This window comes from Streptomyces sp. NPDC056600 (genome assembly GCF_042792855.1).
Taxonomy (GTDB): Bacteria; Actinomycetota; Actinomycetes; order Streptomycetales; family Streptomycetaceae; genus Streptomyces.
In genome coordinates this window covers 1-13,113 of sequence record NZ_JBHTVQ010000105.1, presented here as the reverse complement: position 1 = coordinate 13,113, position 13,113 = coordinate 1, and the positions used below count along the sequence as shown (strand labels likewise).

At 75.7% G+C, this 13,113-nt stretch carries 9 protein-coding genes; 2 read left to right on the top strand and 7 right to left on the bottom strand.

The genetic code is table 11. The features are described 5' to 3' along the window. Positions 1-74: 74 nt before the first annotated feature. From ACFRAV_RS30380 to ACFRAV_RS30370, 3 genes are all read right to left on the bottom strand, one after another. Positions 75-539 (bottom strand): nuclear transport factor 2 family protein, encoded by a 465-nt coding sequence (locus ACFRAV_RS30380; RefSeq protein WP_351113178.1) that lies wholly within the window; start codon positions 537-539, stop codon positions 75-77. Between the two features lie 104 nt (positions 540-643). After that, complete coding sequence (locus ACFRAV_RS30375) at positions 644-1,714, bottom strand: hypothetical protein (protein WP_382560522.1); 1,071 nt, start codon at positions 1,712-1,714, stop codon at positions 644-646. A gap of 200 nt (positions 1,715-1,914) precedes the next feature. Next, positions 1,915-3,462, bottom strand: coding sequence for a DHA2 family efflux MFS transporter permease subunit (locus ACFRAV_RS30370; protein ID WP_382560519.1), 1,548 nt, complete (start codon positions 3,460-3,462; stop codon positions 1,915-1,917). A gap of 509 nt (positions 3,463-3,971) precedes the next feature. Here ACFRAV_RS30370 and ACFRAV_RS30365 point away from each other — a divergent pair. Then, positions 3,972-4,685, top strand: coding sequence for an ABC transporter ATP-binding protein (locus tag ACFRAV_RS30365; RefSeq protein ID WP_382560516.1), 714 nt, complete (start codon positions 3,972-3,974; stop codon positions 4,683-4,685). A gap of 91 nt (positions 4,686-4,776) precedes the next feature. Here ACFRAV_RS30365 and ACFRAV_RS30360 read toward each other — a convergent pair whose 3' ends face one another. The 4 genes from ACFRAV_RS30360 to ACFRAV_RS30345 form a co-directional block, all read right to left on the bottom strand. After that, a complete protein-coding gene (locus ACFRAV_RS30360; RefSeq protein ID WP_382560513.1) occupies positions 4,777-5,064 on the bottom strand; it encodes a hypothetical protein in 288 nt (95 codons plus the stop codon). A gap of 117 nt (positions 5,065-5,181) precedes the next feature. Beyond that, positions 5,182-6,147 (bottom strand): ABC transporter ATP-binding protein, encoded by a 966-nt coding sequence (locus ACFRAV_RS30355; protein ID WP_382560510.1) that lies wholly within the window; start codon positions 6,145-6,147, stop codon positions 5,182-5,184. Positions 6,148-6,221: 74 nt separating this feature from the next. Then, positions 6,222-9,017: an FtsX-like permease family protein gene (locus ACFRAV_RS30350; protein WP_382560526.1), complete on the bottom strand. Its 2,796-nt coding sequence runs from the start codon at positions 9,015-9,017 to the stop codon at positions 6,222-6,224. A gap of 191 nt (positions 9,018-9,208) precedes the next feature. Next, complete coding sequence (locus ACFRAV_RS30345) at positions 9,209-12,445, bottom strand: FtsX-like permease family protein (RefSeq protein WP_382560507.1); 3,237 nt, start codon at positions 12,443-12,445, stop codon at positions 9,209-9,211. 321 nt (positions 12,446-12,766) lie between these two features. Between ACFRAV_RS30345 and ACFRAV_RS30340 the strand changes: the two genes are divergently transcribed. Then, positions 12,767-13,054, top strand: coding sequence for a DUF4190 domain-containing protein (locus ACFRAV_RS30340; protein ID WP_382560504.1), 288 nt, complete (start codon positions 12,767-12,769; stop codon positions 13,052-13,054). The last annotated feature ends 59 nt before the right edge of the window (positions 13,055-13,113 follow it).

Genomic DNA, 13,113 nt, shown 5'->3' with positions numbered 1-13,113 from the left:
TGGATGAGGGGCCCTCCGTCGGAGGGCCCCTCATCCATGTGCCGCGTGCCGGCGCCGGTGCCGGGCGGCAGCCGTCAGGCGGCCGCGGCGGCGGCGCGGGCGTCCGGACCGTCCTGGGTGATCACCCGGGAGCGGGTCAGCAGGGCGCCGTCCCGGCGGACGAGCACGTCGTCCACGGTGAAGGTGGGCTGGAAGGAGACCTTGCCCTCGCGATCGGTCTGCGTGACCAGCGTGTAGTAGGAGACGCGGACGGTGTCCTCGTCGGCGGGGTCGGCCTCGATCAGGAGGTGGCCGAACCAGTGCCGGGTGGCGATGTCCTTGTACCGGGGCAGGGCCGCCCGCATCCCGGCGAGCATCTCCGCCCGGCCGCTCTGCCGCCGTCCGCCCGCGTGCACGATCTCGCCGTCCTCGGTGAAGGTCGCGGCGAAGCCCTCGATGTCCAGGCTGTCGACCCGCCGCATCTGCGTGGCGTAGAAGGTCTGCACCTCGGCGTACAGGTCACCGGTGACCTGTGGGCGGATCCCGACCGACTGAGACATGGTGAACTCCCCTCGCTGCGGCGCCCCTTGCGGCTGCCGGCCATCACCGCCCACCGTGCCGCAAACGGCTGCAGCCGCACTGGAGCACCGGTCGCGGTCCGGGCTCAGGCGCGGCCGGTGGAGAGCAGCGCCCCCAGCACCTCGGGCAGGTCCTCGGCCCGCGCCACGATCAGCACCTCGCGGTCCGCGTCCCGGCACTCCACGACCTGGGTGGGCGCGCTCCCCCGGCCCTGCGGCAGGGCCTCGTCGGGCCAGCTCTCCCGGACCCGCACGACCTCCAGCACGGGCACCCGCACCCGCGCCACCCGGCCCGCGGGGTCGGGGGTGGCGGCCAGCAGCCCAGGGCCCACCACCAGACGGTCGAAGCCCTCCTTGCTGTACGGCACGTCACCCCGCACGAAGCCGGGCACGACCCGCTCCTCCGCCGGGGTCCGAGGGCCGACCGGCACGTCCCGGCGTTCCCTCGGCGGCCGCGCCGACGTCCGCAGCACGAAGGGCACGGCCACCACCGCCGCGCCCGCCATCAGCCACGCCCCTGCGCGCAGCGCGTCCTCGGGACCGCTCGCCGAGAGCCCGATCGGCAGGCCGCCCACCGCGGCCACCACCGCCGCCACGAGGACGACGCCGACCGGCACCGCCTCCCGCCCCGTCACCCGCCGCCCCAGTCCCCGCTGTCGCCGCCGCAGCCAACCCGCCGTCCACAGCGCGGCGACCGTGGCCGGCGTGAGCAGCAACAGGAACACCAGGGGCGGCCGCCAGGCGAGCAGAGGCGAACCGGTCACCGTGTCCCGGTGCGGCCCCTGGGCCACCTCGACCGCCGAGCCGCGCCAGACGACGATCCCGGCCCGCTCGCCGACGGAGGCGCCGAGACCGCCGCGCAGCCCGGCCATGGTCACCTTCCGCACGGACCCGTCGGCGAGGCGGAGCGTGAGCCGGTACGCGCCCCTGCTGCCGCGGCGCAGGCGCTCCACCTCGGTGACCTCGGCCCGCGTCACCGTCCGGCAGTCCTCAACGGCCCGCCCGGCGCGGCACACCGGCGCCGCCTCGTACGCCCGCAGATCGCCCCACGGCCGGGGCAGCCAGATCAGCGCGGTCACCAGCACGGCCAGGACGCCCACGACGCCGGCCCGGGCCCACGCCCTGGGCGCCATCTCCCGCGGTCGGTACGCCGGCATCCCGCCCTCGCCCCCTCACCCCTCGGGACCGAGGACGCACCACCGATCTTCCCCGGTTCCACCGACCCCGCGGAGGCCCCCGTGGAGGGGGCCGGAACGCGCATGCCCCACGGTGGCGAACCACGGGTCCCCGCCGACGGCGAAGAACTGCCGCCCCCGCCGTGTGCACGGCGGGGGCGGCAGTCCGAGGAAGGTGCGGGTCAGTGCATCGGCACGGCCGCGGCCTTCGTCTCGCCCGCCGTCGCGGCGGGCTTGTTGCGCGGCAGGAAGAGGGCGGGGACCAGGCAGGCCGCGATCAGCACCAGGGCGATCAGGAAGGTGCTGCCGAACGCCTCGGCCAGGTCCGTCCTGCCCTGCAGGAGCAGCTCCGGCGGAACCTGGTCGACCGGCACCTTGCCCTGCATGACGGCGCTGTACGCACCGGCAGCCTGGCTGTCGAGCACGTGGTTGGTGAAGATCACCGACATGACGGCGGTACCGATCGAGCCCGCGGTCTGCTGGACGATGTTCATCATCGTCGAGCCCCGCGCGATCTGGTGGTCGGTCAGCGTGCTCAGGGCCGCGGACATGATCGGCATCATCGTGACGCCCATGCCCATGCCCATCACGAACAGCGAGCCCAGCAGCACGGCGTACGAGGTCTCCGCGCCGACCTGGGTGAAGACGGCCATGGCCGCGCCGATCACCACGATGCCGCCCAGGACCAGCTTGCCCGGGCCCATCTTGTCGGTCAGGCGACCGCCGATGGGCATGGTCAGCATCGCGCCCAGGCCCTGCGGCGCCAGCAGCAGACCCGTCTTGAGGGTGCCCTCGGCGCGGACCTGGAGGAAGTAGCTGGGGAACAGCAGCATCGCGCCCATGAACGCGACCGAGAACAGCGTCATGGTGACCACGGCGATGGTCACGTTGCGGTTCTTGAAGAGGCTGAGGTCGATCAGCGCGTCCGCCTTGCGCAGCGCGTGCGCCACGAAGGCCACCACGAGCACCAGACCGATCAGGCCCGGCACCAGGACCTTGGTCGCGGTGACGGTGCCCTCCTCCGGGATGGAGGAGACGCCGTACAGGAACAGGGCGAGACCCGGCGAGAGCAGCAGCATGCCGACGAAGTCGAAGGACGCGGACGGCTGCGGGTCGTCCTTGGGCAGCACGATCCACGCGCTGACCAGGGCGACCGCGCCGATCGGGACGTTGATCAGGAAGATCCACTGCCAGCTGGCCGCCTCGATCAGCCAGCCGCCGAGGATCGGGCCGCCGATCGGGCCGAGCAGCATGGGCACGCCCAGCACGGCCATGACGCGGCCGACGCGCTCCGGGCCGGCGGCCCGGGTCATGATCGTCATGCCCAGCGGCATCAGCATGCCGCCGCCGAGGCCCTGCAGCGCACGGAAGGCGATCAGCGGGCCGATGTCCCAGGCGAGGGTGCACAGCGCCGAACCGCCGACGAAGAGCACGATCGAGGCCAGGTACAGACGCCGGGTGCCGAACCGGTCCGCCGCCCAGCCGGTGATCGGGATGACCGCGGCGAGGGCCAGGGTGTAGGCCGTCATCGTCCAGGCGACGGTGGCGTACGTCGCGTCGAACTCCTTCATCAGGGTGGGCAGCGCGACGCTGACCACGGTGACGTCGAGGATCGACATGATGGCGCCCAGGACGACCACGCCGGCGATCTTGAGAACGCCGCTGTCCAGCTTGTCCGCCGCCTGCGGACCGGCTTCGGACCCGGGAGGTGAGCCCGTGTCAGTGCTCATGGAAAGGGTTCCTTCTCTCAGTAGTCACGCGCCGGGGCCCCCATCGGCCCGACGGTGTGCACCAGGGCCGCGCGCGTCGGTGAGCGTGCCTGGGGCGGCCGGCGAGGAGCCGGACCGGCGGTGCGGCGTCCCTCGTGACAACCGCCGCCCTGCGACGACCTCCGGCAGGTCCGCGACCTCTGGGTCGTCCGGCTTCGCCACCGGGGGATGATATCGAAATCGGACTTATGCCGGGCACGAATTATGCCCCGGTGCACCGACAGTCCCCACCCGGGGTCACCCGGGCCCCACGAAGCCGCCCCGGGCCCACGCGCAGGGGAGCGGGGCCCGGTCCGCCGCACCGTCCGCACGGTCCACCCGTGCCCTCCGCAGCGGTCCGCAGCGTCGTCCCAGGCTCCGCGGACCGCGCCCTTGCCCGGCGGGATCCGCCCAGGTGAAGACGTCGCCATGCCGGGCGGGCCGGTGCCATACTGGCGCACCTTGGCATCGGCGGAGCGGACGGGGGCGCGATGGACCAGGCGGTGACCACAGCCATGCTGCGGGTGACGGACGTGCACAAGTCGTACGGGCGGGGCGTCGGCGCCGTGCACGCGCTGCGGGGTGTCTCCTTCGAGGTCCCGCGGGGTGAACTCGTGGCCCTCAAGGGGCGTTCCGGCTCGGGCAAGACCACGCTGCTCAACATCGTCGGCGGCCTGGACGAGCCGGACGGCGGCAGCGTCGTGGTCGACGGGCTGGACCTGCGGGAACAGGGCGAGGACGCGCTGCTCGCCCTGCGCCGGGAGCGCATCGGCTTCGTCTTCCAGTCCTTCGGGCTCATCCCCGTGCTCACCGCCGCCGAGAACGTGGGCGTGCCGCTGCGGCTGCGCGGCGCCGACCCGCGGGAGCGGGAGGAACGCGTCGGCCTGCTGCTGTCCCTGGTGGGCCTGGCGGACCACGCGGCGCAGCGGCCGGGCGAGTTGTCGGGCGGGCAGCGTCAACGCGTGGCCATCGCCCGCGCTCTGGCGAACAGCCCGTCGATCCTCATCGCCGACGAGCCGACCGGTCAGCTGGACGCGGAGACCGGCCACTCGGTGATGGAACTGCTGCGCGCGGTGGTCCGCAGCGAGGAGATCACCGCGCTGGTGGCCACCCACGACACCACACTGCTCGACCTCGCCGACCGCGTGCTGGAACTGCGGGACGGCGAGATCACCGAGCTCGACGGGACGAGCTTGCACGGGTAGCCCTCCAGCATCCCGCCGTAGGTCGACCACATGCGCAGCTCGGTGAGTTCGACCTGGCGGCCGGAGGACAGCACCACTCGGCTCAGGGACATCAGCCGCGCAACACCCACCGGCCGACGATCAGGCTGACGAACGCGCCCATCATCAGGATCGACTGCGCGAAGAGGTACACGCTGCCCGTCACCCGCCGGGTCCCCTCCGGCGGCGCGGGCGGCAGCAGGACGTCAGCGCCGCGCACAGGTGTCCCCGGTTCGCCGACGCCGCGCCGCGGCCGGCGTTGGTGATGGCTGAGGAGCACTGTCACCCCGAGCGAGCAATGGCTTGCCGTCCGGAAGTACGTTCCGGCGGACTGCTGCTGTATCACCTCGTACCAGTGCATCGACGAGAATCCTTCCAAGATCGTCAAGAACGGCGAGGGTGATCGTCCCACGCCGGCCGGCGGCACGTCAGGCGGATTTCGTCCCGTCCGACGGGCCCCAGGAGGCCGCGCTCCGGCCTAGGCGGGACCGTCCCCGTGGGCGTCGTCGGGGCGGACGGCGATGTGGTCGGGTTCCAGTTCCAGGGCGACGCGGTCGCGCATGCCCAGGGCGCGGGTGTACTCGGCGGGCAGCTGGAGGCGGCCGGCCCGGTCGAGCATCGCGTACTCGCGGGCGACCAGGCTCTCCTGGCCTGTGGCGGAGTCGACCTCGCTGCGGCGAAGGACCTCCGTCGAGGTGCGTCCGTCCCGGATGGCCACCGTGCGGCGGACCTCGGAGGCGACGGACCGGTCGTGGGTGACGATGACGATGGTGGTGCCCAGCGCCTCGTTGGCGGTGCGGAACGCGGCGAACACCTGCTCCGCGGTGTGCGAGTCGAGCTCGCCGGTGGGCTCGTCGGCGAGCAGGATCGCCGGGTCGTTGGCGAGGGCCACCGCGAGGGCGACGCGCTGCTGCTGCCCGCCCGACATCTGCTGCGGCCGGCGGTCGCGGCAGTCGGCGACCTCCAGCAGTTCGAGGAGTTCCATGGCGCGCTCGGCACGGCGGCGGCGCCGGCCCCCGGTGCCGGCCAGCTGGAGGGGCAGCGCGACGTTCTGCGCGGCGGTGAGGTAGGGCAGGAGGTTGCGTGAGGTCTGCTGCCACACGAAGCCGACGGTGCCGCGGCGGTAGGCGAGGCGCTCCTTGGCGCCCATCGTGAGCAGGTCGTGCCCGGCGACGCGGGCGGCGCCCGCGGTGGGCCGGTCCAGACCGGCGAGGATGTTCATCAGGGTGGACTTGCCGCTGCCGGAGGCGCCCACCAGCGCCATCAACTCCCCCTTGCGCACCAGGAGATCGAGGCCTTGGAGCGCCTGGACCTCCACCCCGTCGGCGGAGAAGATCCGCACCAGCCGGTCGCAGGTGATCAGGGCGTCGTGCCCGTAGGCGGCGGCGTCGCGCGCGGCCAGGGCGCGGTCGGCGAGCTCGTGGAAGGTCGGGCTGTCGGTCATCGGCTGCTCCTGGGCGGACGGAGGGACACCGGCCGGTGCCGGGGAGGGCGTGGTCCTGACGTGGTGACGGTCATCTACCGGTCCCCCAGCCTGAGTTCGGGCGCCGAGCCACGCCGGGAGGTCCACCATGCCTGACCGGCCGGCACGCCGACGGCCAGCAGCAGCACGACGAGTGCCGGGACGGTCAGGGAGAGCGGATCGGCGCGCAGCGCGACCGTGTCGACGGCGGACGGGGAGGTCAGCGCGACGGCCGTGAGGTCGACGCCGGGCGCCGTCAGGCGGATGCCGGCCCAGCCGGCGAGCACGCCGCCCACCGCGGCCGGCAGGGCCTGCGGGAGGGCGGTGAGCACAAGCAGCCGGCGGCCCTGCGCCCGGGTCATGCCCATGGTGCGCAACCGGGCGAGCAGGGCGCGGTGTTCGGGCGCGGTGCGCAGCACGGTCAGCAGCAGGGCGAGGACCGCGTAGCCGGCGCCCGCGAGGACGGCGGCCGCGTAGAGGCGTTCCGCGCCGGACTGCAGCGGTGAGCCGACGTTCCGGGCGTGTTCCTCGGCGCGCAGCCGGACGGTCGTCTCCAAGTCCTCGGCGCCCGCGGCGTCTGCGGCGTCCGCGGTGCCCTCGGCGTCCGAGGTCCCCGCCGCGCCCGTCGCGCCCGCCGCGTCCCGCGCCGCCGCGCGGAGCGCCTTGCCGTCCAGGGCGTCCCCGGTCAGCAACAGGGTGGTCGCCCGGGCCGCGTCGCCGGGGAGACCGGCCCGGTCCACGACCAGGAACTCGTCCCCGACGACGGCCGGTGTGCGGTCCCGGACCGTGACGATCCGTAGGGTGACGGTGCTGCCGTCCGGCAGCCGAACGGGGGCCGGGGCGGTGCCGTACCGCTCGGCCAGGCCCGGCGAGGCCAGCGCGGGCAGCGGCTGGTCGTCACCGGAGTCCGCGTCGCCCGCGGTGCCGGGGGCCGCCGCGCGCAGGTCGGCGGCGTCGAACGCGCCGAGGCCGGTCCGTCGCGACAGGTCCGCGTAGGGGCCGGGATCGACCCCGGCCAGCGGCACCGGCTCGGTGTCCTGCAACGGCCGGGCCTCGTAGGCGACACCCGCCTCCACGGCGTCGCGGACGCCGGGCAGCCGGCGGACACGGTCGGCCAGGCCACGCGGCAGGACGCCGGAGGCGCTCTCCACCCGGGCGTCGGCGCCGACGGCGAGGAGCGCGGCCTGGTCGCGGGCGGCCGTCACCCCCGCCAGGACCGAACCGCCGAACGCGGCCGTCGTCAGGGCGACGATCAGGGCGAGCAGCGGCAGTACGGCGAGGCCGGAGGCGCGGGCCGCGTGGGCCAGCGACAGCGGGACCACCGGCCCGCGCGCCCGGGCGGTCGCCCGGCTCAGCGCACGCAGCGGCAGCGGGTGCAGGCGCACCAGCAGCAGGGCCGTGACCACGCCGGTCAGGACAGGGGCGCCGGCCACCGGTCCGGTGCTGCCGGACCCCTGACGGCGCAGCGCGAGGACCGCGGCCACCGCGACGACCAGGACGGTCAGCTCGGCCACCGTGCGGCGCCGGGACGGCCGTGCGGTGGCGAGGTCCTCCCGGACCTCGTGCAGACGGACCGTGCGGTGGGCCGCCGCCGCGCGCAGCGGCAGGACGAGGCAGGCGAACAGGGTGACGGCGACGGCCGCGGCGACGGCGGCCCCTGTGCGGGCGCCGGGCAGCAGGAACAGCGCGGCCGCGAGTCCGAGCGCGCCGGCCGGCACGGCGACCACAGCCGTCTCCGCCAGGAGCCGCAGGGCGAGGCGGGGCAGCGAGGCGCCGCGGGCCCGCAGCAGGGCCAGTTCCGCGCGACGGCGCTCGGCGGTCACCGCGCCGGCCATGGCGAGGACGATCACCGCGAGGGTGCCGGCGCCGACGGCGGCGAGGAGCAGCAGCGGCGAGATCCCCGCGCGCAGCCGGGCGTGGCTCGCGAGGACCTCGTCGAGGCCGGTCTGGGTCTCCATGTCCTGGTCGACGGCCGACCGCAGGTGCTGCGCCCCGGGGCCCGTCTCCAGGGCGGCGACGGCGGACGACAGCCGGTCCAGGTCGTGGGCGCGCAGGGCATCGAGATCGGGGGCCAGGTGCCAGTAGCGGGTGAGTTCGTCCTCGCTCCTGACGCCGAGGAGGGCGGGTCCGGCGTCGGGGGCGAGGAGCAGGCCGCCGAGCCAGTAGTAGTCCGCCGGGATGCTGCCGGGCACCTGGCTGAGCGCGGGGGCGCGCAGCACCGGCAGCGTCGCCCAGTAGGCGCCCTGGGGCGCACGCGGGACGACGATGCCGCTGATCCGCACGGCGAGCGGTGTGCCCTCCACGTCGGGCAGGTGGATCACGGAGCCCACCTCGATGCGCAGCGCGCGGGCGGTGTCCTCGGTGACGACGGCCTCGACCTGCTCGGTCGCCGCGGTCACCGGGCCGTCGGTGCGGGGCATCCGGCCCTCGGTGACCCGGGCGTGGGAGTCCAGGTCCTGCTGGACGGCGACGACCATCTCGGCGGGGACGTCGGAGGGCCGGGGAAGCCAGTCGTCGAGCGGGACGACGGTGGAGCGCACGCCGTACGACGACTGTTCCCGGTCGGGTGCGAGCGGCGTCCGGGCGGCGCCGAGGACCTCGGCCTGCGCCGTGGCCAGCGCGTCGGGGCGCAGTGCGGCCTCGGCCTCCTCGTAGCCGGACCATCTGGCGGGGGGCGCGGTCACCCGCACGGTCGTCAGATCCGGAAGCGCCTCCTCGACCGCCCGGCGCAGCCCGGCGTCCCCGTACCGGTCGACGGCGCGCGGGTAGGCGGCGGCCAGCGCGGCGGTCACGGCCACCAGCAGCGCGAGGGCCAGGGAGGTGCCGGCGAAGGCCCGCAGCCGGGTCCGCAGTCCGGCCGGCCCGGACGGCCGCGCCTGTCGCGCCGCCGTCCCCGTCTTCCGCCCGGCCGCCGCCGGTTCACCTTCGGACCGCGCCGCCTCGCGGTCGCGCCGTGTGGGCTCGCCGTCGGACTGTCCGGATTCGCGGTCGGGGCGCGCCGAGGCGTGCTCGGGCGTCTCGCGCCCGCGCTCGGGCTGCGTGGTCACTGCGTCACCTCGTCCCTGAGGGTCACCACGGGTCTGGCCCGCCGGAGTGCGAGGGCCGCGGTCACCAGGGCGGGACCCGCGGCGATGGCCGCCAGCAGGGCGGCGAGGGGGGCGAGGGGCAGTTCGACCAGCACCGGCGGGAGCGGCCGGGCGGCCTCGCCGGTGAGGATGACCAGGGGCACGAGGACGTGGGTGAGTACCACGCCCAGGGCGGTGCCGACGGCCAGCGCCAGGGCCACCAGGACGCCGTGCTCGACGGCGATCAGCCGGGCCAGGCGGCGCTGCGGGGTGCCGAGGGCGCGCAGCACGGCGAACTCGCCGTCCCGGGCCCGCATCGCCCCGGCGGCGCTCACCGCGAAGCCGAGCGAGACGAAGAGGACCGTGACCGCGGCCGCCGCGAGCAGCGCCGCCTCGGGGGCCGCCCCGAACGGGTCGTCCCGCAGCTCGGCCGCCGTCTCGTCGCGGACCACCACCTGTTCGGCGTCGACGCCGGGCAGGTCCCGCGCGGCCTTGGCCGTGGCCGCCGGGTCGCGGGTGCCCAGCCACCACTCGCCGGGCCGCAGCCCTTCCCCGTCACGGGCGCGCAGCACCCGGTCGACGGCCCGGAGGTCGACCAGCACGGCGCCGCCGTCCTCGGCGGTGGCCTGCGTGGTGGGCAGGGCCGTCGCGGTGCGGACGATCCGGACGGGCACCGGACGGCCGTCGAACCGCACCTCCGTGCGCTGCCCGACACGGGCGCCGGCCGCGGTGAGGAAGCGCTCGGTGGCCACCGCCGGCACCTCGGGGGCAGCGGGCTGGGCGACCTCCAGCCGGAACGCCGGGGCGGCGACGGGCGGGCTGTCGGGCAGCAGGAACCCGGTGCTGTAGGTCAAGGTGACGGGGGCCGTCGACGTGACGCGGGGGCGGGTCGGCAGGGAGGTGTCCTCGGGCGCCGCGGTGGCGGCCGAGTCGCTCTCGACCGCCGTCGCCCACCGCGTCGGCAGGGACAGTTCGCGGGTGCCGCCGTCGGCCTCCCGGGCGGTGAGCGCGCCGAGGACCAGGCGGTGCCGGTGGGCGCGGCCGGCCGGCTGCGGCGTCTGCAGCTGTATCCCGGTCCATGCCAACGGGCCGCGGGCGCCGTCCAGTTCGGGGGTGAGCCGGTGGGGGCGGCCGTCGGCGGCGAGGTGGCCGGAGGGTATCTCGTGGGAGGTGCCGTACCGGTCGCGCAGGGTCAGCGTGACATCCGCGCCCTCCCCCGGCCGTGAGCTGTGCAGGGTGGCGGTCAGCGTGAGCCCCCGGGTGCCCGCCGGCACCTCGACGCCCGTGGGCGTCCCGCGCGGCGCGAGACCGGCGGTGAGCGGGCCGTCGGTGAGGTCGTGCCGCGCGAGCACCGCCCGGCCCGCCTGCCGGGTGTCCAGCGCGAGGACGGTGGCGTGGCGGCTGCCCGGGAGCAGCACCGTGCGGCGGACGGCGGGGACGACGGCGTCGACGTCCGAGAGCCCGGCGAAGACGTCGCCGCGGCCCACGCCGCCGCCTCCGGGGTCCAGGACGCGCACGTCGGCGCCGGCCCGGAAGTCGGCCTGGTCGTCCTGGGACCGCTGCCAGGACGCGCCCTGCCCGATCGCCGTCACGCCCAGCGCGACCGAGATCACCACGAGCAGCACCGGGCCGGCGTTCCTCGTCGGCCGGCGGCTGAACTGCCAGCCGACCATCGCGGCGGTCAGCCCCCGCCCCCGGACCAGGAAGCGCTCGGCGAGCCGCGCCAGCAGGGGCAGCAGCCGCAGCACCAGGACCGTGCCGGCGAGCAGCAGCAGCGCGGGCGCCACCACCAGCAGCGGGTCGACGCCGAGGACGCCCTCACGGTCGGCGGTGACGGCGCCGGAGCGCCGCCCGCCGAGCATCCACAGGGCGATCCCGGCCACCGCGAGCAGCCCGATGTCCGCCCCGGCGCGCAGCGGCGCGGGCAGCGCCCCCGACCGCGTCTCGGCAAGGCCGGTGTCCGGCGCCCGCAGCGCCGGGACGGCGACCGCCAGCGCGCACAGCACGGCCACGGCCGCGGAGACCGCCCACACCTCGGGCCCTCCGCCGGCCGACACGTCGATGCGCACGCCGGTGCGTCCCAGCGCGCCCTGGCCCGACAGCAGCCGGGTGAGCGGCCCGGACAGCAGGGGCGCGAGGACCACCGCCGGCAGGGAGATCAGCAGGGCCTCCAGCCCGGCCAGGCCGGCCGCCCGCCCGCGGGCGGCGCCGCGCGCCCGCAGCAGCCGGGTCTCGGCCGTGCGCTCGGAGTCGAGCAGCCGCGCCATCAACAGCAGGGCGCAGGCCGCGAGCAGGGCCAGCTGGACGGCGACGATCAGCACGCTGGAGCGGGTGACGAGCAGGGAGCGTTCGACGCGGTCGAGGACGTCGGGCAGTCCGGTGGCCGCGACGGTGGTGCCGCTGAGCTCGGGCCGCTCGCGCAGCTCGGCGCTCTCCGTGCGGGCCGCCTCGCGCAGCGCGTCGATCCGTCCGGTCGTCAGGGACGCGTAGTCCGCGGACGCCAGCCAGCCCGACTCCCCCGCGCTCACCCGCCCGGACGCCGTCACGCCGCTGGTGGTGAGCAGGGGGCCGTAGGTGGTGAACCCGGCCGCCTTCACGCCGCGGCCGCCCAGTTCGTCGAGCTGCCAGTAGGGCGCGCCGGCGTCCAGGGGCCGGTACACGCCGGTGATCAGCACCCGCACGGCCGGGCCGCCCAGCCGGTCGGCGACGGTCAGGCGGTCGCCGGGCGCGATCCCGAGCCGCCGGGCGGCGCTCTGCGGCAGCGCCGCCTCCACGGGGCCGCCCGCTCCCGCCTCGCGCGGGAGCCGGCCGGTGACGGTCCGCACCTGCGTGGGGTCGACGGCGGCGAAGTGGACGAGGTCGGGGTTCCCCTCCCGCTCGGAGGCCGGGCGCAAGGAGAGCGGCAGGGCGTAGGGGCCGGAGCGCTGGAGGGTGCCGACCCGCACGGGCAGCCCGTCGAAGACCTCGCGGGCCCCCGCCCGCACGGCCTTGTCGGCCGCCTCGCGGTCACCGGCCGGGACGTCGGCCTTCACGACCAGGGCGGTCTCGGCCGCGGTCCGCTGCCCGGCGAGCGAGCGCCGCAGCGCGGCGTCGCCCACGGCGCCCGAGTACGCGGTGAGCGCGGCCAGCACGGCCGTGGTCAGCGTGACGGTCAGCAGCGCGGCGCCCAGGAGTGCTCGATACCCCCGGGCCCGCAGCACGACGAACCGCAACATGCCCGGTGGCACGCCTCGTTCCCCCACCGAATCCCCCGATCCCACCCCTGCGGACCGGAACACTTGCGGTGTCTGAGCCGTGCGGGTGCAGGACGGAATTGTAGGACCGGGTTCGATCACCTGGTGACCGGAAGGTGGCTGATTCTGCCGGATGCGGGAATCGTTACCTGGCCGGACGGGCTCCGGTCGCTGCCGCCCGCCCCGCTCCCGGCCCTCCGGCCACTTAACTCGCCTTTACTTACGCCTATTTGACATGTAGTCCCGACATGGGGGCAGGCGCATGACACGACAGAAGCGAGCCGACCTCAACGGGAGTGAGCAATGACGAGTTACGGGAACCCCTCGGCCGCGTCCTCCGGATCGCGCACCAACGGCCTGGCGATCGCGAGCCTGTGCTGCGGCATCGTCGGCCTGTTCATCATGAACATCATCCTGGGCCCGCTGGCCATCGTCCTCGGCGTCGTGGCCCGGCGGCAGGCGGGAGCGAAGAACGGCGCCGGTCTGGCCAAGGCGGGCATCATCCTGGGCGTCGTCGACGTGGTCCTGTGGCTCGTGCTGCTGCTCGTGGCCGCCAACAGCGGCGGCTTCAGCTGGTACGTGGGCGGCTGACACACCCGACGCGCGAAGCCCCGCACGACGAAGAGGCGCACCCGGCCCACGGCCGGGTG

Excerpts from the sequence above, each read along its gene's own strand:
- ACFRAV_RS30340 (WP_382560504.1), top strand. The coding sequence starts at position 12,767 with ATGACGAGTTACGGGAACCCCTCGGCCGCGTCCTCCGGATCGCGCACC.
- ACFRAV_RS30360 (WP_382560513.1), bottom strand. The coding sequence starts at position 5,064 with ATGCACTGGTACGAGGTGATACAGCAGCAGTCCGCCGGAACGTACTTC.
- ACFRAV_RS30375 (WP_382560522.1), bottom strand. The coding sequence starts at position 1,714 with ATGCCGGCGTACCGACCGCGGGAGATGGCGCCCAGGGCGTGGGCCCGG.
- ACFRAV_RS30345 (WP_382560507.1), bottom strand. The coding sequence starts at position 12,445 with ATGTTGCGGTTCGTCGTGCTGCGGGCCCGGGGGTATCGAGCACTCCTG.
- ACFRAV_RS30380 (WP_351113178.1), bottom strand. The coding sequence starts at position 539 with ATGTCTCAGTCGGTCGGGATCCGCCCACAGGTCACCGGTGACCTGTAC.
- ACFRAV_RS30370 (WP_382560519.1), bottom strand. The coding sequence starts at position 3,462 with ATGAGCACTGACACGGGCTCACCTCCCGGGTCCGAAGCCGGTCCGCAG.
- ACFRAV_RS30355 (WP_382560510.1), bottom strand. The coding sequence starts at position 6,147 with ATGACCGACAGCCCGACCTTCCACGAGCTCGCCGACCGCGCCCTGGCC.
- ACFRAV_RS30365 (WP_382560516.1), top strand. The coding sequence starts at position 3,972 with ATGGACCAGGCGGTGACCACAGCCATGCTGCGGGTGACGGACGTGCAC.